The following is a 21,295-nucleotide window of genomic DNA, read 5'->3' on the forward strand; positions in this document are numbered from 1 at the left end:
CGGCGTGCGCCTGCTGGGCGTCGACGAAGTGGCACGCGCTACCTGCTGCTGCGCAACCGCGACGACCTGTCCGAAGCCCAGGCCCAGCACCTTGACCGCTTGCGCTGGCGCATTGAGGAGTACCACAAAGCCTGGAAGAGTGGCATCGGGGTTGAACGACAACGCTTTCAGAGCCCGGAGAATCTGGAACGGATGCTGGTGATCACCGCCTTCCTGGCCGTGCGTCTGCTGCAACTGCGCGAGCATTTGGATGCTCCGGCGGAAAGCGAGCCGATGCGATCCTGCGATACGGTGCTGACCCCCGAGCAGTGGAGCGTCCTGTGGCGTTCCAGCGAGCGTCGCCCGCTTCCCGATACGCCTCCCTCGCTACGCTGGGCGTGTTTGGCGATCGCCAGACTGGGCGGATTCGCCAACACCAAGCGCACCGGACGTCCGGGATGGGACACCCTCTGGCAGGGATGGGTGCGCCTCCAGGAGCGTGTCGAGGGCTATCAGATGGCTAAGCAGATGTGATCAAGAGACAGGGCTTTGCCGGGGGATGGTTACTTCGCGGCTTTGCGTCTCTGCGCGAAACCAAGCAGTTCAAGTCAGGTGCGGTCGCTGCAGATATTCCTCGGACTGCATTTCGATCAGGCGCGACTCGGTGCGCTGGAACTCGAACGCGAGGCGACGGCCCGCGTAGATTTCCAGCATCGGAACGTCCGCGGCGATCACCAGCTTGACGCCCCTGTCGTAGAACTCGTCGACCAGATTGACGAAGCGTCGTGCGGTGTCCTCGTCGGCTTCGCGTAACTGCGGAAGGCCGGACAGCAGCACCGTGTGATAGCAGCGCGACAGCTCGATGTAGTCCGCCGCGGCGCGGGCTGTTCGACACAGGTCCTTGAAGTCGAACCACACGACGTCGGAGGCCACGCGTCGCGTCAGCACCGGCCGTCCGAGGATGTCGATTTCCACATCCTGAGCATAAGTGTCGCCGGATAGCCGCTCGAACATCCGCCGGAATGCGGCTTCGGCTTCGCTGTTCGCCGGTGTGTAGTACAGCGGTGCCGCGGTGAGTGCGCGCAGGCGGAAATCGTTGGGGCTGTCCACGTGCAGCACGCGGCAATTGGCTTTGATGCGCTCGATCGCCGGCACGAAGCGTTCGCGCTGCAGGCCCCCGCGATACAGACCGTCCGGTTCGACGTTGCTGGTCGCCACCAGGGTGACGCCTTCGCGGAACAGCACTTCGGTGAGGCGGCCGAGGATCATCGCGTCGGCGATGTCCGAGATGAAGAATTCGTCGAAGCACAGCACGCGCGCTTCACCCGCGATCTCCTCGGCGACCAGCGCCACGGGGTCCTGTTCTTCCAGGTAGCGCTTGCGCCGCTGATGAACATCCAGCATGAAACGATGGAAGTGCGTGCGCAGCTTGCGGCGCAGCGGCAGCGTCTCGAAAAAGCAGTCCATCAGGTAGGTCTTGCCGCGGCCGACGCCGCCCCACAGATACAGGCCCTGTACCGGCTCCGGGCGAGGCCGCCGCAGACTGAAACGCAGCTTCGGGCGCGGCGCGTTCAGCTCGTCGTAGACTCGTTGCAGGCTGTCGACTGCACGTTGTTGCGCGATATCCGCGACGAAGCCCTTGCGCTTCAGGTCGCGCTGATATCGTTCGAGGGGAGTGTCATTCACGGCGGCGAAGGATACTCCATCGCATTCGCATGGGTTCCGTCGACTTCGCCGCAGTGCCGCAGGATCGTCTCGCGCGCCAGGCGGCAGGCCAGTGCCACGGAGGCTCGGTCCGTACCCGAAACGTGGACCGGCTCGAACAGCTCGACCTCCAGCCGCGACGGATTCGGCAGTATCTGTCCGTCTCCGAGAAAGCGGCGGCTGCCGCGGATCACGGCCGGCACCACCGGCACGCCGGCGTGCGCCGCCATCAGGAAAGCGCCACCGTGAAACTTGAGCAGCGCCGGATCCGCCTTGAACGTTCCCTCGGGGAAAACGGCGAGCGACTCACCCTGACCCAGACGCCGGATCAGCGTGCGCAACTGTGCGGCGCCGGCGCGCTTGGACTCGCGTTCGACGAATCGCACGCCCATGGCCTTGATCACGCGCCCGGCCAGTGGCCAGTTGGCGGCCCCGTGCTGAACCACGAAAGTGAAGCGCCAAGGCAGGCCGGCCATCAGCAGCGGGCCGTCAAGATAGCTTGCGTGATTGCTGACGACCACACAGGGTTCCGCGGGAAGCCGTTCCTGGCCTTTCACGCGCAGCGGCGTGCCTACGCACCACAGCCAGACATGCACCGCATTGCGACCGACCCAGCGGCGTTGGCGCAGGCCCGGCATCAGCAGCGCCAGCGGGGCGCCGATCAGCAGCAGCACGAGAACCGCCAGTGTCAGCGCATAGAGCCCGTAAAGGCGACGAAGAAGATTCGGAATCATGGAACTGCGATTATAGAAAGCATTTCCGCTTCCGGCGTACCGACGCATGCCCAGACACCGCTATGCCGAATCCCTGCTGCCGCCGCGGCCAGCCGCGCAGGACGAGGCCCGGATCGAGCGCTTCGTCGACGCAGTGTGGCTGGAGCAGGGATTGTCGGCGCAGACGCAATCGGCCTACCGTTCCGATCTCGGCCTGCTGGCGCGTTGGCTGCTCGGTCGGAACCGGAGTCTGGAGCGTGCCAGCGAGGCGGACCTCAAAGCCTATTTCGCGTGGCGCGCGCGCGAGCCGGACGGTTGGCCGTTCGCGGCGCGCACGCAGGCGCGCCTGCTCAGCAGCCTGCGCCGCTTCTATCAGCAGCTGCTGCGTGACGGCGAGCGCCGCGACGATCCCAGCGCGCGCATCAGCGGTCCCAGGCTCGGTCGCCCGCTGCCCAAGACCTTGTCCGGACATGATGTCGAGCGTCTGCTGGCCGCGCCCCCGGTCGGGGAACCGCTGGGACTGCGTGATCGCGCGATGCTGGAATTAATGTACGCCAGCGGTCTGCGCGTGTCCGAATTGGTGAGCCTGCGATCCGATCAGTACAGTCCCAATGCGCAGGCGGTTCAGCTTGTCGGAAAAGGCGGGCGCGAGCGTCTGGTGCCGGTGGGCGACGAGGCCGATCATTGGCTCGGCCGTTACCTTGAACAGGCGCGGCCCGTCCTGATCCGGGGCCGCGCCTCGGAGGTATTGTTCGTCAGCCAGCAGGGTGGAGCGATGAGCCGCCAGAATTTCTGGTTGCGACTCAAGGCGCATGCGCAGGCAGCCGGCATCCGCCAGACGCTGTCGCCGCATACCCTGCGGCACGCCTTCGCGACGCACCTGGTGGATCACGGTGCCGACCTGCGCGTGGTGCAGATGTTGCTGGGACACAGCGACCTGTCGACCACGCAGATCTACACGCATGTGGCGCGTGCGCGCCTCAAGAGCCTGCATGCCCGGCACCATCCGCGCGGCTGACGGCGCACCCGTGTTCAGGCTGTGTTCAGGCCGCGACTTCAACAGGATTGAATGTGCGAGAACTTGCGTGGTTCAAATTTGTCATACTCGCGCCCCTCATGTTGTTTCGTGCCCGCCCGATGAAACCGATACTGCGCCTCAGCTTTCTGCTGTCTCTTGGTCTTGCCGCCTGTGGCGGAGACCAGCCCGCCGAACCCGCGACCGAAACCAAGCCGGCCACAGCGCCGGTGGCTCTGGAAGTGGCACCGGAAGTCAGCGAACAGGAGCGCGAGCAGATCGTCGCCAATCTGCAGGCGCATCTGCCGGAACTGACGCCCGACGCGATCCGCGGCACGCCGATGCCGGGCATCTTCGAAATCCAGAGCGGGCAGGTCTTCGGTTACGTCTCCGAGAGTGGCCGCTACCTGATCGAAGGCGATCTGATCGATCTGCAGACCGGAGTCGCGCTGACCGAGGAGCGCCGCAAGGCGCAGCGTGTGGCGATCCTGGACTCCCTGCGGGACGATCACGTGATTTCCTATGCGCCGCCGTCCGGCACTCCGGTCAGGCATTCGGTCTGGGTGTTCACCGATGTCGACTGCGGCTATTGTCGCAAGCTGCATTCCGAGCTGGACAGCTATCTGGCGAAGGGCATCAAGATCAACTATCTGTTCTATCCGCGTTCCGGGCCCGGTTCGCCCTCGTTCAACAAGGCGGTCTCGGTGTGGTGTGCCGACGACCCGCATGCCGCGATGACCACGGCCAAGAACGGCGCCAGCATCGAGGCCAAATCCTGCGAGAACCCGGTCATGGACGACTATCGTCTGGGGCAGGAGATGGGGCTGCGTGGCACGCCGATGATCGTGCTCGACGATGGTGAAGTCGTGCAGGGCTATCTGCCGGCGGCCGCGCTGGCAGCGCGCCTCGCTTCCGCTCCGAAAGCCGATCCGGTCCCGGCCAAATCCTGATCGACGTGGCCGACGGCCATGAGCACTCCTCGAACCCAGACGCGCCGCCGGTAGCGCCCAAGGTACGATCGCATCGCGCGCTGGTGCTGCTGCTCGGCGCCCTGGCTTCGTTCGGTCCCTTGTCGATCGACATGTATCTGCCGAGCTTCCCGAGGCTCGCGCAGGTGTTCGGGGCCAGTGAGGCCAGCATCCAGCTCACGCTCGGCGCCTACATGATCGGCGTGGCCGGCGGTCAGTTGGTCTATGGGCCGCTGATCGATCGTTTCGGTCGACGCCGCCCCCTGATGCTGGGCCTGATGCTGTACATCGCCGCCTCGTTCGGATGCGCCATCGCCGCGAGCGCGGAACAGCTGATGCTGTGGCGCCTGTTGCAGGCACTGGGCGGTGCGGTCGGTATCGTCTGCTGCCGCGCGATCGTGCGCGATCTGTTCGAGCCGCGCGAGGGCGCGCGGGTGCTGTCGATGCAGATTCTGGTCATGGGCGCGGCACCGATCCTCGCGCCGACTCTGGGTGGACAGATGCTGCTGTTCGCCGACTGGTGGGCGATCTTCGTGTTTCTGGGTCTGGTGGGCGTCGCCTGCCTCTTTGCCGTACACCGCATGCTGCCGGAAACCCTGCCGCCGCAGGCGCGCGCGCAGCGTTTGGCGCTGAGGCGGGTGATTTCAGACTACTGGCGTCTGCTGCGTCACCGTCGTCTGATCGGCTTCGCCTTGACCAGCGGTTTGGGTTTCGCCGGAATGTTTGCCTATATCGCGGGTTCGCCGTTCGTGTTCGTCGAACTCTATGGGGTCTCGCCGCAGCGTTTCAGTGTGCTGTTCGGCATCAATGCCGCGGGTTTCATCGCCGCGTCCCAGGTCAATGCGCGCTTGCTGCGTCGTTTCGAGCCGGAGGCGATCCTGCCCAAGGCTTCGATGCTCTATGGCGTTTCGAGTCTGGTGCTGGTGGCGGTGGCAGCCACGCAGTGGGGCGGCATCACGGCCTTGATGATTCCGCTGTTCGCGACCTTGTGCAGCCTCGGCATGATGGCGCCGAACGCCACGATGCTGGCGCTGGCGCCGTTCCGGCGGGAAGCCGGCACCGCCTCGGCCTTGACCGGCATGTTGCAGTTGGGCGCTGGTGCGCTCAGCGGGGCGCTGGTGGGCCTGTTCGCCAACGGCACGGCCTTGCCGATGGCCGGGATCATCCTGGTCTGGGCGGTGCTCAGCGCGCTATGCCTGCGCATGGGCCAGCGCGCCGCGCGCCGCGCGCTGGCCGATCAGGCGGCGCCGGCTTCGAGCAACTGAGCGGTCTCGGCGAAGTACAGCGCGGCGCGGATCGTACGTCCCGGCATCAGGCCGCCGAGCAGGCGCACATAGACTGCCATCTGCGAGGCATAGCGTTGCCCGGCCTGCGCCACGTACGCGTCCAGCAGCGAAGCCTCGACCGGCCGCGCCGCCGCCTTGTAGTCGATGATCCAGAGCGTGCCGTCGGCGTCCTCGAAACAGCGGTCGATCACCGCAGAGACCCAGCGGTCGTCGAGATAGGCGGCCAGGTGATACTCGTTGCGGGCCCAGGGTTTGGCGTCGAGAATCCAGCGGCCGCGTTCGCTGTCCAGCGTGCGCGCCACCAATTCCAGCACGCGTGACACGGCGGCAGCCACCTGTGGCGCCGGCAGGCCCATGCGGCGCAAGCCGGCGGCCAGGGAATCGCGCCGCGAGGCACCGCGGTCGCTCCAGGCCGCGAGGCCGTCCTTGGCGATCTTCTCCAGCGTCTCGTGATAGAGCGTGCCGACGAGTTGGGCGTAAATGTCGCCCGGCGCGATGTCCTCGGCGCGCCATTCAAGCTTGTTGTCCTGTGCGTCGAGCACCGCTTCGCTGGGCTTGAGGGTCCGGGTTTCGACCGGGCGATAGAGTCCGCTCAGATCCGGCTCGAAACGGTAGTTCAGCGGCAGACGCGGCGCGCGCGGCACCGAGGCGTCCCGATCGGCGGCGGCTTCGCTGTCCGCGGTCTGCGTGAAGGCGCTCCATTGCGGCGCGATCACCGGTTCCAGCAGGCGCGCGAACGAATGGGCGGCGAATTTCGGCAATCCCGCATCGTCGGTGTCGGCACAGGCGTACAGCCGCAGGCTGCACTTGGCGCGAGTGACCGCCACGTAGAGCAGGCGCAGGGTTTCGGCGCGGCGTTCGGCGACGTGCTGTTCGTGTACCCAGTCATAAAGACGGTGCGCGGGGTCGTCCTCGGCCAGGGTCTGCGGCGGCTGCGGGACCAGCAGTTCCGCGCCGCGCAGCGCGCGCAGGTGCCACAGCGGCTTGTCTTCGTTGCGCGGGCCCTTGTGCGTACCGACCAGCAGCACATGGTCGAATTCCAGGCCCTTGGCCTTGTGCACCGTCATCACCTGAATCTGGCCGGCGCGCGGCGAGGCATAGAGCTGGTCGAGGCCGCGTTGCAGCGCTTCAAGATCGGCGATTGCACCGCCGCGGCTGTGCTGGCGCAACAGGCGCTGGGTCGCGCGCAGATCGTCGAGTTCATCGCGATCGATACAACCGGGCCCGCCGAGCGCCTGCCACAAGGCCTCGGTGCGATCCGCGAGATGGGTGCGCAGCGCGGCGTCGCGCGCGCAGGCCTTGAGTGCAGCCAGCAGGCGCGCGACTCGGGCGCGGCCTTCCTCGCTGAGCGCGGCATCGTCGGCGCGCTCGCGCAGGCGCTCCGGCCAGGGCCGCTCGCGCTGAGCGCGCGACAGGACCAGCAGGTCCGCCCAGCTCAGGCCCACGAACGGCGCACGCAGCAGTTGCGTCCACGACAGGCGGTCCGCCGGGTGCCACAGCGCGCGTGCCGTGGCCACGTAGTCACGTACCGCCGGCAGGGCGGCGAGCGCGTCGATGTCCTGGCAGGCCGGAGACAGGCCGCGTACGCGCAAGGCGCGGATCACCGGCGCGAGCACGCCGCGCGTGCGTCCGAGCACGGCCACGCTGCCGCCCTGAATCAGTTGCGCCGCGTCGGCGGCGACGCGCATCGCAGCCGCGTCTTCCTGTTCGCGCGCGAAGCCGAGAATCTCGACGCCGCCCGGCGCGCAGATGCGCTGCGGCACGCTCGGCGAAAACGGCACCAGGCCGATATCGGCGTCCTCCTGGGGCGGGAAGATCCGCTCGAACGCGGCGTTGAACCAGTCGACCACGGCCGGCAGGCTGCGAAAGTTCGCGGACAGCGCCAGGCAGCGCAGCGGCAGTTCGCCGAGCCGCTGTTCGCGCCACAGGTCCAGGAACAGCCGCACCTCGGCCTTGCGGAAGGCGTAGATCGATTGCTGCGGATCGCCGACCAGGAACAGCGAGCGACCGTCGCCGGGCTGCCAGCCCTCGGTGAGTTGCAGCAGCAGCGCGATCTGCGCCTCGCTGGTGTCCTGCATTTCGTCGACCAGCAAATGGCGGATGCGGCGGTCGCTGGCGAGCAGCGCCTCGCCGTAGGCGGCGCCGTGCTCGCCCGGCGGGCGCAGGGCCGCCAGTGCGGATTGGGCGATCTGCTGGAAATCGGTTTCGCCGCGTTCGCCGAAGACAATGCGCAGGTGCGCGGCCAGCCGGCGCATCACGCGCAGCAGCGCACGCTTGAGTTCACGCAGGGATTCGGGATAGTCCGCGTCCGGCAGCTTGCGCACCGCCACACAGGCGGCTTCGAGCCGGCCGTCGCCGTCCCAGGCTTCGCACAGGTCTTTCATGCGCGCGGTGTAGGCCTGGCCCTTGATGAAGCCGCTCCTGATGCTGATGCCACCCTTCTTGCGCAGGCCGTCGCTGTTGGTCAACAGCAGGCCGATCAGCTGGCGCCACTGCGGCAGGGCGTCGGCGCTGGCGTCCGGCCAGGCCTCGATGTCGGTGGCCCAGGCGAACAGTTCGTGTTGTCGCGCGGCCTCGTGTGCGATCAGCACCAGTTCGGTACAGGTGGCGTCGCCGAGCAGGTTCTGCAGCTCATGCAGGCTGTGCTCGATCATCAGATGCAGCAGTTCGCTTTCGGCGGATTCCCAGGCTTCGTCGCTGGCGCGCAGCAAACGCGGCAGCCATTGCTCGCGGCGCGCCAGCATGTCCGCCAGACGCGGCAGCAGGCGGTCGATGCGGTTGTCGGCGAGACGCAGCAGGACTTGCAGGGCGTCATGGTCCTCGGCGGCGAGGTCGCGGTCTTCGAGTTCCGCGAACAGGCGCGTGACCGCCTCGGCGTAGAGCGGCCAGGCATCATCGGCGATGCGCACCGGTCCGCCGAGTCCGGAACTCAGCGGCAATTGTGTCGCCAGTTGGGCGTTGAAGCTGTCGATGGTGGTGGCGCGCAGGCGGGCCGGCGCGTCCAGCAGATGCCAGCCGCGCGCACGATCGTGCGCCAGCAGACGCGTGGCGGCGGCATGCGATTCGGCGCCATGGGCGTCGCCGGGCGCCGGACCGTGGAGTGCCGCGCGCAAGGCCTCCAGCACGCGATTGCGGATTTCGGCGGCGGCCTTGTTGGTGAAGGTGATCGCGACGACCTGCTCGGGTTCCTCGACGGTCGCCAGCGCGCGCAGCATGCGCTGCACCAGCAGGCCGGTCTTGCCGGAGCCGGCCGGCGCCATCGCCAGGATGTGATGCTCCAGATCCAGCGCCTCGGCGCGCGCGGCGGCGTCGGGCAGGGGGCTCATTCGGCGTCGTCCAGATCACGTCCGGCCAGCGTCAGCAGCTCGGCGTAGTTGGAGCGCGCATTCACATCGGGACGCAGCACCGCCTCGCCCGCGAGAAAGCCGCGCGCCGCCTGTTCCAGACCAGCGCGCCACAGCGACAGCAGTTCGTCCCAGTCATGCTTGATGCTGCCGGTATCGGCCTCGATCAGGCGTTCGCGCCAGTTGGTCAGGGCCGACAGCGCCGGATGGCCGTCCTTGAGATGCGCGAAGCAGATCGCGTCCACGCGCGGCACGCCGGTGGCCGCGCCGACCGCGTGGCTGGCATACAGCGGCAATTGTGGCTCGCTCATGCGATCCACGTTCCAGCCGCGCGGGTCGGCCTCGCGGCCGGTCTTGTAGTCCAGCACCATCCAGCGTTCGCCGTCGGGTGTGCTGATACGGTCGATGCGGTCGATGCGCAGCCGCAGCGGCAAACCGCCAACCGTCGTTTCGACCGGCGACTCCAGGCGCTCGACGTGAAACGCATCGACACGGCGACGTTCGTGGGCCAGCCATTGCGCGACCACGTCGGCGATGCGTTCGCGTTCCAGCGAGACCTGCACCGCGCCGTAGTCCGCCACCGGCATCTGCTGCACCAGCAGCCGATCCAGCGATTCGCCAACCATCGCGCCCAGCGCTGCCGCGTCGCGCGCGGCAAGACCCTGGCTGTCGTGCAGTTGCGACCAGACGCTTTCGAGCACGCCGTGCACTACATTACCCTGCGTGCGTGGATCGAGTCCGCGGCGCGGCAGCTCGAGTCCGCGTACGCCCAGGCGATACAGGCAGAACGCGAAGAACGGCGATTCGAACCAGGCGCGGAACAGACCGGAATCGGCGCGCAGGCCCAGCAATTCCTCGGCCGATACCGCCGGCACCGGATCGCTGGCCGGGATCAGCGCACGCGAACCGGCCGCGGTTTCGTGATCCAGTGCGCAGGCCAGTCGCGGTGAGGGCTCGGCCTGCCACGACGGCGCCGCGGCGAACAGCGCAGACGGCAACAATTCGGCACCGCGTTCGTCCACTTCGGGGCAGTACAGACGCACCTCCGGCGCGCGCGTTTGCAAGGCCGCCGCCAAGGCACGCGCATGCTCCAGGGTCGGTGCCGGCGCGGCACCCGGCACGCCGGCGGCGATCTGCAGCTCCAGCGGCAGATAGGCCGAGGCCTCGGCCGGCAGCGGAATCGCGGTGGCGTCGAGGTCGGCGACGTGGAGCACGTCGCAGGGCAGGCTCGCGGCCTCGTCGAGCCGCATCAGCAGAATCGGTTGCAGGTGATCGGCGCGGACTTCGAAGCGCGTCGCGCGCGCCAGCTCGCGCAACCAAAGCAGGGCTTCCCCGGCATTGACGCGGCCAAGCTGGCCGTCCATCGCCGAGAATCGGGCGAGCAGGCGCGGCCATTCGCGCAGGGTCTGGAACGAAGCGGAATCCAGTGCCATCGAACCGGGCCAGCCGAGTGTCTCCAGTCTGGCGTCGTAGTGTGTGGCCCAGTCGCTGGGCAGGGCGCGCGCGCTGGCCGATCGGATCGTGTTCGCCAGCGTCTCGAAGCGTTCACGCATCGGCGGCGCCAGCACTTCGAGCAAGCGCGGCATGCGGATCTGCGGCCAGCCGCGATCGCGCAGACGCTCGTCGCTGCGCGCCAGGGACAGTCGTTCGGCGTCCGTCCAGATCGCGGACGACAGCAGCAGACGGCTGATCGAGGCCGGCGCATTGCCCTGAAGACGCAGTTCGCAGACCGCCAGCGCCGCGTCGATGTAGGGCTGGTCGACCAGGGGGCGACCGCTGTCCCAGCGCCATGGGCAGGGGCGTGGCCCTTCGCTGGCCTGTTCCAGCCACGGCGCCAGGATCGGCCGGAAACTCGATTCAAGCAGTTCTCGGCGGCCGTCCGGGTCCGGCAATGCGACCACGATGCGGGGCGGTGCCTGGGTTTGCCCGACGCTCGGGGCGAGCTGCGCGCGGATCGCCAGGGCGATGTTGCGGAATTGTGTTTCGGCGTCGGCCGGTCGCTGCGCGAGCAGCTGGCTGGGTGGCGTGTCCGGCGTCGCCCAGTCGATGTCACTGCCTGCCGCACGCAGGCTGTCCAGCAGCGCCTGTTCGTTGGGTGCAGGTGCGTTGACGAATCCCGCCAGCCGGATTCTCGCGGGCACCGATTCCACGCCGCTGTCGATGCGCCGTGCCAGTGCTTCCGGCAGTTGTGCGCCGCTGAGCCAGTGTTCGCGCCGCATGCGTGCGTGTACGCGCTGTCGCCAGCGCAGAAACGCGGCGTGATCCTCGCGCAGGCTGCCGGAATGGCCGGTGCCTGCGGGCTCCAGACGCATGCGATAGCGGATCGCGAGCTGATCGGCACGCCGCGCCTCGCGTGCCGCCGACAGGGGAGCCAGCAATGCCGCGCCGGCCTCGTCCGCGCTGATTGCATCGCGCCACAAGGCGAGTTCCTGACTGGCGTGCAACAGTTGTTCCTGGGGCCAGCCGGCGGCCCAGGTGGTCTGTGTCCACTGGCGCAGGCTGAAGATCGCGGGGGCCTCCCAGACGGAGCTGCCGCTGGCGCGCCGTGCAATGGAATCGTCTTCGCGCAGGGCTCTGGCGAGGCGATCGCTGGCTGTGAGGGTCAACAAGGGATCCGCGAGCCGGTGGGAGAATCGTCGAGCTTACGCCGTCGCACAAAAAAATCGTACCGGCTGCGACCGGTCCGCTTGCCCAGGCATCATTAGACTCTGTCGTCGATCAATTCCCCCGGCAGGGGTCTCCCCCCGACCGCCGCATGCAACCGGATTCCTTCATGCTTCGATTCGTCGTCGTGCTCACGACCATGCTTGTCAGTTTTCCGCTTCACGCCGAAGCGCCGTTTTCATTCGCCACCACACCGGGCCAGCTGCCCAAGACCGTGGTGCCCGAGCACTACGAATTCAACATCGCGCCGGACCTCGACACGCTGACGTTCCGCGGCCATGAGAGCATCACGATCCGCGTGGTGGAGGCAACCGATCGTCTCGTGCTCAACGTCCTGGACATTGAGGTGCAGCGCGCGCAACTCGGCGGCCCGGCGCTGGGCGGCGAAAATCTCATGGCCCAGGCACGGGTGGATGCCGAGCGACAGACGCTGAGCCTGGATTTCGACCGGACCCTTGATCCCGGGCAGTACGAACTGGAGCTGGACTATACCGGCGTGATCGGCGCGCAGGCGCAGGGGCTCTACTACGACCGCTATCCGGCGCCGGACGGCAGCGAGAAGTTGCTGCTGGGCACGCAGATGGAGCCGACCGACGCCAGGCGGCTGCTGCCATGTTGGGACGAACCGGTGTTTCGTGCCAGCTTCGAGATGAGCGTGGATGTGCCGGAGCGCTTTTCGGCCTATTCGAACATGCCGGTCGCGAACACCGAGACTCTGGACGGAGGGCTCAAGCGCGTACAGTTCGGACGCACTCCGAAGATGCCGAGCTATCTGATCGTGCTGGTGGCTGGCGAACTTGAAGCGCTCAGCGGCGAGCGTGACGGAATCCGGCTGTCGGTGGTCGCCACCGAAGGCAAGATGGCCAGCGCCGAGTACGCGCTGCGCATTTCCGGCGAGCTGCTGCACTACTACAACGACTACTTCGATCACGCCTATCCGCTACCCAAGCTTGACCAGTTGGCGATGCCCGGCGGCTTTGGCGGCGCGATGGAGAACTGGGGCGGCATCGTCTATAACGAGACCGCGCTGCTGTACGACCCGGCGAAGGATTCCAATGACACCGAACAGCGCGTGTTCCGCGTGGTGGCGCACGAAATGGCGCACCAGTGGTTCGGCGATCTGGTCACCATGGCCTGGTGGGACAACCTCTGGCTCAATGAAGGCTATGCCTCGTGGATGGAAACCAAGGCCAGCGATCACTTCAATCCCGACTGGAACGTGTGGCTGCATGCCAATGGCGATCGCGAAAAGGCCATGAGTCAGGACGCGCGCGTGACCACGCATCCGATCCAGCAGACCGTGGAGAACGAAAGCCAGGCCAGTGACGCCTTCGACGACATCACGTATCTCAAGGGTCAATCGTTCATCCGCATGCTGGAAACCTATCTCGGCGAAGACAGCTTCCGCAGCGGTATTCGCGACTACGTGGATCGCCACGCCTACGCCAACACCACCACCGAAGATCTGTGGACCGCGCTGGAAGCCGCGTCCGGCAAGCCGGTGCGCAAGATCGCCAGTGACTGGACGCTGCAGCCAGGATTTCCGCTGCTCACCGTGGCGGCGCGCTGCGTGGACGGCCGCCGCATCGTGAGCCTGAACCAGAACCACTACAGTGTGGACGGACATGCCGATTCGGGCCGCCTGTGGAATATCCCGGTCGAACTGGGAACGCGCGACGGTGATTCGGAATACGTGCTGCTCGATCAACGCGAGAAGAACTTCGAGCTGGCGTCCTGCGCCGGAACCCTGGTGATGGACCCGCAGGCGGTGGGCTACTTCCGTGTTCGCTATGCGCCCGATCTGCTGAAGGCTCTGACGAGTCAGCTGCCACAGGTTCCGGCCCCGGCCCGCCTCAAGCTGATTTCGGATTCCTGGGCGCTGCTGGTCAACGATCAGCTCGAACTGGAACAGTATCTACCCATCATCGACGCGCTGGGTGACGAGCAGCAAACCGCAGTCTGGGAAGAGTTGGTGGACAATTTCGCCAAGTTGGACGAGGCGGCCGAAGGCGCGTCGGTGCAGACTGCGCTGCGCCGCGCGATGGTGGCCCGGCTGCGGCCCAGGTTCGGCGTCCTGGGCTGGACCGTGCGGGACAGCGACCCGGTCGAAACCAGAAAGCTTCGCGCCAAGCTGATCGGTGCATTGGCCGCGTTCGGCGACCAAGCCGTCATCGACGAAGCACAGTCCCGATTCCAGGCGTTCCTGGATCGGCCGGAGGCGCTGGATCCGTCCTTGCGCCGGACCGTCGTCCGGATCGCCGGCAAGCACGCCGGTTCCAGGACCTACGAGATACTGCTTCAGCGCGCCAGGTCCGCAATGACCACCGAGGAGAAGAATCTGTATGTCGGTGCGCTGGCCGGGGCCGAAAGTCCCGAGCTGGCCGAGCGGACGCTGGCGCTGTCGTTGTCCGACGAGTTTTCACCGCTGATCGCGCTGCGTATTCCGTTCCAGGTGGCCGACGGGCACACCGACTTGAGCTGGACGTACGTCACCGAGCATGCCGACGACTACCTTGCGCGTTTGGCCACGTTCCAGCGTAACGGCTTCTTCGGCCATGTCGCCGCCGCCTCATCGGATTCTGCCCGTGCCGACGAAATGGAGGCCTTCGTCAAGCAACGCCTGCCGGCCGAGGCCTACGATGCCTCGCACGAAGCCGCCGAATTGATCCGTTTCCATGCGCGGCGGCGCGAATTGTTGCTGCCACAGATCCAGGCGTTGTGGGGCGCGGCCGACCCGAAGCGGTAAGCCGTGCGCCGTTGTTCCAGCACTCGTCCAGCGAGCGTCATCCTCCTCTCCCGCAAGCGGGCTGATGCGTGAAAGCGCGGTAGATGTGGGTGATGTCATCGAGGCGCTGGAGCCTGCGCCAGCCGGTCCGGGGGCCGGGTTTGCCGTCGGACTGGCGTCCGAGGAATCCTTCCGGGGCAGCGATCATGCGCAGCGCCTGGCGCAGGGTCGGCTCGGTCGAGGGAGTCGGACGCCGGTGCAGCGGACCTGCAGCTGGGCGGTGCGGGCCTGGGCGGTGGCGCGGCGCGGCACACTCAGCGCCAGCACGCCAGCCACGGGCTGAGCCTGCATGAAATCCCACAGGGCATCATGGTCCTGGGTCATGCGCCGGGTCCGCTCGGCGTGCACCAGGAGCCGCGCGCCATGGGGCTGGCCCTGTGCCGCGAGCAGCAGTTCATAAAGATCAGCTTCGCGATCGCCGACGCTGACCACGGTGCTTGCGGGGAGTTGCTGTTGCAGCCGTGTGGCGGCGGCAACGCTCACCAGCCACTTGGCGCTTTTCCTTGTCGTCCAGTGTCCGGTCGTGCCGCTCAGCCCTCCGGGACGGGGCTCATGGGAGGACGACTATTTCCAGAGGGCGCAACAGGGCCGCACTCGGCGGCGATGCGAGCGTATGAACCCCACTCAAGTGCTCAGAAGTTTCCAGACCTGATCCAGGCACAGCACCAAGAAGATCAGGGCGCAGACGCCCATTCCGAGATTGCCCTTGAGCCCATTTCGCCAGGGCGCGGCGATGCGTTTGCTGTTGAGCAGCCACAACAGGGTGATCGCCAGAAACGGCATGAACAGCGCGCCGAGCACACCGTAGCCGATGATCAGCACGAAGGGCCGGTCCAGAAACAGCAGGCTCATCGGCGGAAAGCTCAGCCACAGAATGTAGCCGCGATAGTAGCGACCGCCTGCACGCGTATCCGGATGATTGTCCGGCAGGCGTCTGAGCCGGCCGGCGAAGTCGGCGAACATCAGCGAAACCCCGTTCCATACGCCGATCAGCGACGAAAACGAGGAAGCCCAGAAGCCGAGCAGGAAAACCACGGCCATGAGGCGGCCGTAGCGCTGTCCGAGCACATCGGCAAGATCGACCAGACCGCGCGCACCGCCGGCGAGGGCGATGTTCGCCGAATACAGCAGTTCGGCTCCGACCACCAGCATTGCGGCGACAAACAGGCCCGTCATCAGATAGGCCACGGTATTGTCGAGGCGCATCACGCGAATCCAGGCCGGACCTTGCCAGTGTTTCTCGCGAATCCAGTAGCCGTAGGCGGCGAGGGTGATGGTGCCGCCGACGCCGCCGGCCAAGCCGAGGGCGTAGAACAGGCCGCCCTCCCGCGGTACCGACGGCACCAGCCCGGCGGCGATCTGTCCGAGATTGGGCAGCGTCACGGCGGCGGCGCCGACGACCGTGACGAACATGACCCCGACCAGCACCGCCACCACCTTTTCGAACAAGGCATAGCGCCCGAACCACACCAGCAGGCCGCCGAGCAGGCCATTGCCGATCGCCCAGGTCTTGAGGCCGATGGCCGGAAACAGCGCGGCCAGCGGCAATCCGGACGAAGTCATCGCGGCCGCGCCATAGACGAAACCCCAGATCAGGATGTACGGCGCGAAATAAGCGCTGGTCCAGCGCCCGAGGCCGTGCCAGCCCTGGAACAGGGTCTGACCGGTCGCCAGCGTCCAGCGCCCGGCACCTTCCACCAGAACGATCTTGAGCAGGCAGCCGACCACCGCCGCCCATAGCAGTGCATAGCCGAAGCGCGAGCCGGCCACCAGTGCGGCGACGAGATCGCCGGCCCCGACGCCGGTGGCCGCCGCGACCAGGCCCGGGCCGACGAGACGCCAGCGCGGCGCAGGTCCATCGGCTGAAGTTTGTGATTTATCCATGGGCGGGCCTATCGCTTGCGTCGGTACAGCCACATCGTCAGCGGTGCACAGACCGTGGCGATCACGGCCGGAGCGAACACCGCCCAGCCGAGTTGGGCGAGCGTTACCTTGCCATTCATCAGCCCGCGTATGGCCGTGACCAGCAGCGCCACCGGATTGATCCTGACGAAGCCCTGCAGCCATGCCGGCATCGTCGCGGGATCGACGTAGATGTTGGAGGCGAAGCTCAGGGTGTTGGCCAGCGCACCGCGGGGTCGGATGTGCGCCGGTGTATCGAGCACGGCGCGCAGTGCGTCGTCTTCGGCGGAACCGATCCGGTGGCCGTCGGCGCTCATGCCGGTTCACTCACGTCGTTGTCTTCGGCGGTCGCCGGCTGGCCGGTCAGCGCGAAGAACACTTCGTCCAGGCTCGGTTGGCCGAGCGAGAACCCGGAGGCTTCGATATTGGCCGCCGCGAGACGGATCAGCAATGGCGTCGCCTGCATGCGTACGGCGGTGGTCCTGCCTGCGCCGTTGGCGCCGAGTACGCCGTAGCTGCTGCCGCGCTGCACTTGCAGGGCGATGCCGTCCACGGCACGCGTGGATCCGAAATGCTTGAGCAGGCCCTGCGTTTCGATGGCGGCGTCGGTTGGCACGGTCGGGTCTTGTCGGTTCGGTCCGTTCGAGGGGATCGAAGCACCGTATACGAAGGCCGGGAATGTATCAGGCTCGGTTGATCAAAGCAGGCGTCAATTGTTCAGCAACGCGAGCCGGGCTTCCTCGCGCCCGCCGCTGGCGATGGCGCTCGTGCTCAGACGGCACGGGCACATGCAGCACCTCCAAGATCGTGGATTCACTGCATAGTCGTCTGGCGGGGCCGGCAATCGACAAGTCCGGGCGCAGGCGAGCGCAAATTCGCTCAAATGGCCACTTGGGTTTCGGCGCCACGACACAAAAAGTGAGAGGCTTCCATCGGAACGGAGTCGGCGGCGTATCGCCCGGCTTGGTCATTCGCATGCGGCGGTAGCATCATGGGGTGCTCATCAGCCTTACGGAATGGACCATGAGTGCCTTGCTGGCCGAAGACGCAATCACGATCAAGAGTGCCGATGACATTGTCGGCATGCGAGCGGCCGGGCAGGCTGCGGCATCGGTCTTGATGATGCTGGTCGAGCACGTCCGTCCCGGCATCAGCACCGGCGAACTCGATGAGATCGCACGTGACTACATTCAGGGGCCGCTGGGCTGCAAATCGGCCACCATCGGCTATACCGCCGGCGGTTCGCGGCCGCCGTATCCCGGCGCGATCTGCACGTCGGTGAACCATGTGGTCTGTCACGGCATACCCGGTAGCAAGCGCCTCAAGTCGGGTGACATCCTCAATATCGACGTCACCGTCATCAAGGACGGCTTTCATGGTGACACCAGCCGGATGTTCTTGATCGGCAAGCCCAGCGTGCTGGCCAAGCGTCTGGTCGAAGCCACGCATCGGGCGATGGTGCTGGGGATCGAGCAGGTGCGGCCGGGCGCCAGGCTCGGTGACATCGGCGCGGCGATCCAGACCTATGTCGAGGGCCTGGGCCTGTCAGTGGTGCGCGAGTACTGCGGCCACGGCATCGGGCGCGTGTTTCACGAAGAGCCGCAGGTGGTGCACTACGGAAAGCCGGGAACCGGTCTGGAATTGGTGCCGGGCATGTGTTTCACGATCGAGCCGATGATCAACGCCGGCCGCGCCGCCGTGCGCGAACTGCCGGATCAGTGGACGGTGGTCACCAAGGACCATTCGCTGTCGGCGCAATGGGAGCACACCATCGCGGTGACCGAGAGCGGCTACGAGGTGATGACGCTGCGCAACGGCGAAGTCTGAAGCCTGCCCACCCGGCACCCTGCGCCGGGCGAACAGCTTCAGTCGATTCAGCGTCCGCGCGTGGATTGCAGATAGCGGTAGAAATCCGAATCGGCGTCGAGCAGCAGGGTGGTGTTCTCGTCGATCGCCTTGTAGCTCGCCAGCGTCTCGAAGAAGGCATAGAACTCCGGATCCTCGCCGTACGATTCGCCGTAGATGCGCGTGGCTTCGGCGTCGGCCTTGCCGATGATTTCCTGCGCCTTGCGGTCGGCTTCGGACCGGATCCGGCGCAGCTTGCGGTCCATCTCGCCCAGAATCTCCTGACTGCGACCCTGGCCTTCGGAGCGGAAGCGTTCGGCGATGCTCTGGCGCTCCGCAATCATGCGGTTCTCCACCTGGGTGCGTACCGAGTCGATGTAGTTGATGCGCTTGATGCGCACGTCCACCAGTTCGATGCCGAGATCGGGCATCTGCTGCGAGGCGGCGGCCAGCATTTCCGCTTCGAGCTTGGCACGACCCTTCTTCGGCTTCTTGAGGTCGGCCTGGTCGATCGAGACTTCTTCTTCGGGCAGCGCGTCGATATCCACCTGCCAGTCGGCGGATCGCACGATTTCCTCGAGGTCGGTTCCGGAGACGATGTCGCGCACCACCGAATCGATGATGTCATCGAGACGCGTGCGCGCGCCGGTTTCATCACGCACCGAACGCAGAAACTGCAGCGCGTCGGTGATGCGCCAGCGGGCGGTGGTGTCGACCACCACGAACTCGCGACCCAGCGTGGGAATCTGGCTGACGTCGCCGTCCCAGGCCAGCAGGCGCTTGTCGAAGCGCCGCACTTCCTGGATGAACGGCGTCTTCCAGTGAAGGCCGGGTTCGGTAATCACTTCACCAACCGGTTCGCCGAACTGCACCACGATGCCCTGCTCGGACTGATCGATGACCGTGGCGGCATTGATACCGACGAATACGATCACCAGAAGTGCGACTGCCGCAATCAGGAGCTTGTTCATTGGCCATTCTCCTTCTTGTCGGCGGCTTTCGGAGCGTTCTGGTTTCCTAGGTTGAGCAGCGGCAAGGGCGCTGTCTGACCGTCGCGCATGACGTAGACCGCGCCGGCGCGCGGCAAGGCGTCCTTCAGGGTTTCCAGGTACAGGCGCGAGCGGGTGACTTCCGGCGCGCGGCGGTATTCGGCGAGCACCGCGTCGAAGCGCGAGGTCTCGCCCAGGGCGCGGTTGACGCGCTCACTGGCGTAGCCCTCGGCTTGCGAGACGATGCGCAGGGCTTCGCCTTCGGCGCGCGGGATTGACTGGTTCTGACGCTTGGTGGCTTCGTTGATGGTGCGTTCGCGCTCCTGGCGTGCTTCGTTGACTTCGTTGAACGCCGGTTGCACGCGCTGCGGCGGCACCACGTCCTGAAGCTCCACGGTGATCACGTGAATGCCGTTGTCGTAGCGCATCATCGCGCTCTGGATTTCCTCGCGCGCCGCCGCCGAGATTTCCACGCGGCCCACGGTGAGCACGTCGCTGCCGATGCGGTTGCCGACCACGCGTCGCATCACGGACTCCGAGATGTCGTGGAGCGTGCGTTCCGGTTCGCGCATCGCGTAGAGATACTTGATCGGATCGGCGATGCGGTACTGCACGACCCACTCCACGTCGATCACGTTGAGATCGCCGGTGAGCATCAGCGATTCATCGGGCTGGCCCTGGCCGGTGTAGCGCGTGCGGCCGTCGCTGGCGCGCTGGCGCTGATCGGTGCGAAATCCGAACTCCTGCTTGAGCACGCGCTCGGTGGCGACGCGCTGCACCTGATCGATGCCGAACGGAATCTTGAAGTTGAGGCCGGGATCGGTGATGCCGATGACCTGGCCGAAGCGCTTGACCACGGCGCGTTCTTCGGGCTGTACGGTATAGAACGAGCTGAATCCGCCCCAGGCGATAATCAGCAGGATGAAGCCGAGTACCGCCGGCTTCATCATCTCGAATGGAGAGCCACCATCCGGGCCTCCAGCCGAGTTCCCACCGGATGGGCCCTGTTCCTGCCAGCCCTTGCCGGTCAGCACGCTTTCCAGCCAATTCTTTCGACGTCCCGCCATGGCGGATTCCCCCGGTTTCAATAGTGTGTGGACGGCAAGCCATCAGGCTTGGACCACGAGCCGACGCGGCTCAAAGCAGCGGCGCACGGTATACCTTGTGGGATGGAGCCTCAAGCCCGCGGCTTCGCCGGTCAAGGGCCGGGACGTGCCGGCAGCTCGCCGCGAAAGACGAAACAGACCGCGCCCAGAACGCAATTCGGTCCCGCAGCAGCGCCGCAGCTCAAGCCTGATCTCAATCGGCGGTGGCGGTGCCACGCAAGCGTGCGATCAGCGCCGCAAGCCGCTCCTCCGGCGGCGGCGTTTCGGCATCCAGTTCGCCGGGATACCCGAGTCGGCGCAGAGCAGTGCGCATCGGGCCCGGATCGAACAGCTCGATTCGGACCTTGCGCTGCTCGACCGACCAGGTGCGTGCCATGCCCTCCAGCGCGGACTTGGTGACGCCGTAGGTGCCCTGGAAGGCCTTGGCCTCGTGCCCCGCCGCGCAGGTGACGAACATCACCATCGAATTTTCCGTCGCCTCCAGCAGGCCGAAGCAGGCACGGCTCAGCCCCCAGGGCGCGATAAGGTTCACCTGCAGCGGCTCGATCCAGTCGAAGGGCTGCAATTCGGACAGGAGCTGGAAGTTCTTGAAGTGGGCGGCACAGTGGACGATACCGTGCAGTTTTCCGTTGAATTCGGATTCGATCTGCGCGCGTAGCTGATCGAATTCCTTGGCGCCGGCCTTGGCCAGATCCAGCGCAACGATTGCGGGCTGGGCATGGCCGGCGGCCACGATCTCGTCGTACAGCGTCTCCAGCGTGGCGGACTGCCGTCCCAGCAGGATGACGCTGGCGCCCAGTTCGGCGAGCCGGCGCGACAGGGCCCGACCCAGGCCGCTGCCGGCACCGGTGATCATGAATGTCTGCCTGGAGAAGACGGCGCTGCCGTCTTCGGGGGCGGAAGCTGTGTTCATCGCATGCACATGATGAAGGGCGCCCCGAGAGCGCGGGGGCGCAAAGGTATCAGGAAGTATCCGGACCTGCTCGGGCGGTGAA

General features: G+C 66.4%; 18 protein-coding genes. 6 read left to right on the top strand and 12 right to left on the bottom strand.

The features are described from left to right. A partial coding sequence (locus tag RM530_RS16770; RefSeq protein WP_311366410.1) for an IS4 family transposase occupies window positions 1-513 on the top strand: 513 nt, incomplete at its 5' end. Between the two features lie 69 nt (window positions 514-582). On the opposite strand, the gene zapE is transcribed toward RM530_RS16770, so the two are convergent. Further along, the gene (gene zapE / locus RM530_RS16775; RefSeq protein WP_311366411.1) at window positions 583-1,665 is read right to left on the bottom strand and encodes a cell division protein ZapE; all 1,083 of its coding nucleotides are present in this window, start codon (window positions 1,663-1,665) and stop codon (window positions 583-585) included. Beyond that, window positions 1,662-2,417, bottom strand: a complete 756-nt coding sequence (locus RM530_RS16780; RefSeq protein WP_311366412.1) for a lysophospholipid acyltransferase family protein — start codon at window positions 2,415-2,417, stop codon at window positions 1,662-1,664. The genes zapE and RM530_RS16780 overlap by 4 nt, the downstream gene beginning before the upstream one ends. 46 nt (window positions 2,418-2,463) lie before the next feature. Here RM530_RS16780 and xerD point away from each other — a divergent pair, with 46 nt between their 5' ends. The 3 genes from xerD (at window position 2,464) to RM530_RS16795 (ending at window position 5,644) form a co-directional block, all read left to right on the top strand. Continuing rightward, window positions 2,464-3,414 (top strand): site-specific tyrosine recombinase XerD, encoded by a 951-nt coding sequence (gene xerD / locus RM530_RS16785; protein WP_311366413.1) that lies wholly within the window; start codon window positions 2,464-2,466, stop codon window positions 3,412-3,414. Between the two features lie 119 nt (window positions 3,415-3,533). Further along, window positions 3,534-4,361, top strand: coding sequence for a DsbC family protein (locus tag RM530_RS16790; protein ID WP_311366414.1), 828 nt, complete (start codon window positions 3,534-3,536; stop codon window positions 4,359-4,361). A 5-nt stretch (window positions 4,362-4,366) separates the two neighbouring features. Beyond that, complete coding sequence (locus tag RM530_RS16795; RefSeq protein WP_311366415.1) at window positions 4,367-5,644, top strand: Bcr/CflA family multidrug efflux MFS transporter; 1,278 nt, start codon at window positions 4,367-4,369, stop codon at window positions 5,642-5,644. Here the strand turns inward: RM530_RS16795 and RM530_RS18830 are convergent. Both RM530_RS18830 and RM530_RS16810 read right to left on the bottom strand, forming a co-directional pair. Continuing rightward, on the bottom strand, window positions 5,617-8,991 hold the full coding sequence (locus RM530_RS18830; RefSeq protein WP_349256269.1) for a UvrD-helicase domain-containing protein: 3,375 nt from the start codon (window positions 8,989-8,991) through the stop codon (window positions 5,617-5,619). The two genes, RM530_RS16795 and RM530_RS18830, sit on opposite strands and share 28 nt — an antisense overlap. Then, entirely contained in the window at window positions 8,988-11,615 is a 2,628-nt protein-coding gene (locus RM530_RS16810; protein ID WP_311366416.1) for a PD-(D/E)XK nuclease family protein, read from the bottom strand. The genes RM530_RS18830 and RM530_RS16810 overlap by 4 nt, the downstream gene beginning before the upstream one ends. A gap of 167 nt (window positions 11,616-11,782) precedes the next feature. On the opposite strand from RM530_RS16810, the gene RM530_RS16815 reads away from it, so the two are divergent. After that, window positions 11,783-14,419 carry a M1 family metallopeptidase gene (locus RM530_RS16815; RefSeq protein ID WP_311366417.1) on the top strand — a complete coding sequence of 879 codons (2,637 nt, stop codon included), beginning with the start codon at window positions 11,783-11,785 and terminating at the stop codon, window positions 14,417-14,419. Window positions 14,420-14,456: 37 nt separating this feature from the next. Here RM530_RS16815 and RM530_RS19090 read toward each other — a convergent pair whose 3' ends face one another. The 5 genes from RM530_RS19090 to RM530_RS19095 form a co-directional block, all read right to left on the bottom strand. Then, window positions 14,457-14,660 (bottom strand): IS4 family transposase, encoded by a 204-nt coding sequence (locus RM530_RS19090; RefSeq protein ID WP_432276112.1) that lies wholly within the window; start codon window positions 14,658-14,660, stop codon window positions 14,457-14,459. After that, window positions 14,603-14,941 carry a hypothetical protein gene (locus tag RM530_RS16820; protein WP_311366418.1) on the bottom strand — a complete coding sequence of 113 codons (339 nt, stop codon included), beginning with the start codon at window positions 14,939-14,941 and terminating at the stop codon, window positions 14,603-14,605. Before RM530_RS16820 ends, RM530_RS19090 begins: the two co-directional genes overlap by 58 nt. A 141-nt stretch (window positions 14,942-15,082) precedes the next feature. Continuing rightward, the gene (locus RM530_RS16825) at window positions 15,083-16,342 is read right to left on the bottom strand and encodes an Nramp family divalent metal transporter (RefSeq protein WP_311366419.1); all 1,260 of its coding nucleotides are present in this window, start codon (window positions 16,340-16,342) and stop codon (window positions 15,083-15,085) included. An 8-nt stretch (window positions 16,343-16,350) separates the two neighbouring features. Then, window positions 16,351-16,677 (bottom strand): ABC transporter permease, encoded by a 327-nt coding sequence (locus RM530_RS16830; protein WP_311366420.1) that lies wholly within the window; start codon window positions 16,675-16,677, stop codon window positions 16,351-16,353. Next, window positions 16,674-16,976, bottom strand: coding sequence for a P-loop NTPase family protein (locus tag RM530_RS19095; protein ID WP_311366421.1), 303 nt, complete (start codon window positions 16,974-16,976; stop codon window positions 16,674-16,676). The genes RM530_RS16830 and RM530_RS19095 overlap by 4 nt, the downstream gene beginning before the upstream one ends. 407 nt (window positions 16,977-17,383) lie before the next feature. On the opposite strand from RM530_RS19095, the gene map reads away from it, so the two are divergent. Beyond that, a complete protein-coding gene (map, locus tag RM530_RS16840) occupies window positions 17,384-18,187 on the top strand; it encodes a type I methionyl aminopeptidase (protein ID WP_311366422.1) in 804 nt (267 codons plus the stop codon). 47 nt (window positions 18,188-18,234) lie between these two features. Here the strand turns inward: map and hflC are convergent, their stop codons facing one another. The 3 genes from hflC to RM530_RS16855 form a co-directional block, all read right to left on the bottom strand. Further along, window positions 18,235-19,176 carry a protease modulator HflC gene (gene hflC / locus RM530_RS16845; RefSeq protein ID WP_311366423.1) on the bottom strand — a complete coding sequence of 314 codons (942 nt, stop codon included), beginning with the start codon at window positions 19,174-19,176 and terminating at the stop codon, window positions 18,235-18,237. After that, window positions 19,173-20,261 (bottom strand): FtsH protease activity modulator HflK, encoded by a 1,089-nt coding sequence (hflK, locus tag RM530_RS16850; protein WP_311366424.1) that lies wholly within the window; start codon window positions 20,259-20,261, stop codon window positions 19,173-19,175. The genes hflC and hflK overlap by 4 nt, the downstream gene beginning before the upstream one ends. A gap of 232 nt (window positions 20,262-20,493) precedes the next feature. After that, window positions 20,494-21,213, bottom strand: coding sequence for an SDR family NAD(P)-dependent oxidoreductase (locus RM530_RS16855; RefSeq protein WP_311366425.1), 720 nt, complete (start codon window positions 21,211-21,213; stop codon window positions 20,494-20,496). Window positions 21,214-21,295: the final 82 nt, after the last annotated feature.

The sequence above is a fragment of the Banduia mediterranea genome, from assembly GCF_031846245.1.
GTDB lineage: Bacteria > Pseudomonadota > Gammaproteobacteria > Nevskiales > Nevskiaceae > Banduia > Banduia mediterranea.

What these genes read in the sequence shown, in the direction of transcription:
- RM530_RS16780 (WP_311366412.1), bottom strand. Translation starts at nt 2,417, where the DNA reads ATGATTCCGAATCTTCTTCGTCGCCTTTACGGGCTCTATGCGCTGACA.
- xerD (WP_311366413.1), top strand. Translation starts at nt 2,464, where the DNA reads ATGCCCAGACACCGCTATGCCGAATCCCTGCTGCCGCCGCGGCCAGCC.
- RM530_RS16790 (WP_311366414.1), top strand. Translation starts at nt 3,534, where the DNA reads ATGAAACCGATACTGCGCCTCAGCTTTCTGCTGTCTCTTGGTCTTGCC.
- RM530_RS18830 (WP_349256269.1), bottom strand. Translation starts at nt 8,991, where the DNA reads ATGAGCCCCCTGCCCGACGCCGCCGCGCGCGCCGAGGCGCTGGATCTG.
- RM530_RS16815 (WP_311366417.1), top strand. Translation starts at nt 11,783, where the DNA reads ATGCTTCGATTCGTCGTCGTGCTCACGACCATGCTTGTCAGTTTTCCG.
- RM530_RS16825 (WP_311366419.1), bottom strand. Translation starts at nt 16,342, where the DNA reads ATGGATAAATCACAAACTTCAGCCGATGGACCTGCGCCGCGCTGGCGT.
- RM530_RS16830 (WP_311366420.1), bottom strand. Translation starts at nt 16,677, where the DNA reads ATGAGCGCCGACGGCCACCGGATCGGTTCCGCCGAAGACGACGCACTG.
- map (WP_311366422.1), top strand. Translation starts at nt 17,384, where the DNA reads ATGAGTGCCTTGCTGGCCGAAGACGCAATCACGATCAAGAGTGCCGAT.
- hflC (WP_311366423.1), bottom strand. Translation starts at nt 19,176, where the DNA reads ATGAACAAGCTCCTGATTGCGGCAGTCGCACTTCTGGTGATCGTATTC.
- hflK (WP_311366424.1), bottom strand. Translation starts at nt 20,261, where the DNA reads ATGGCGGGACGTCGAAAGAATTGGCTGGAAAGCGTGCTGACCGGCAAG.
- RM530_RS16855 (WP_311366425.1), bottom strand. Translation starts at nt 21,213, where the DNA reads ATGAACACAGCTTCCGCCCCCGAAGACGGCAGCGCCGTCTTCTCCAGG.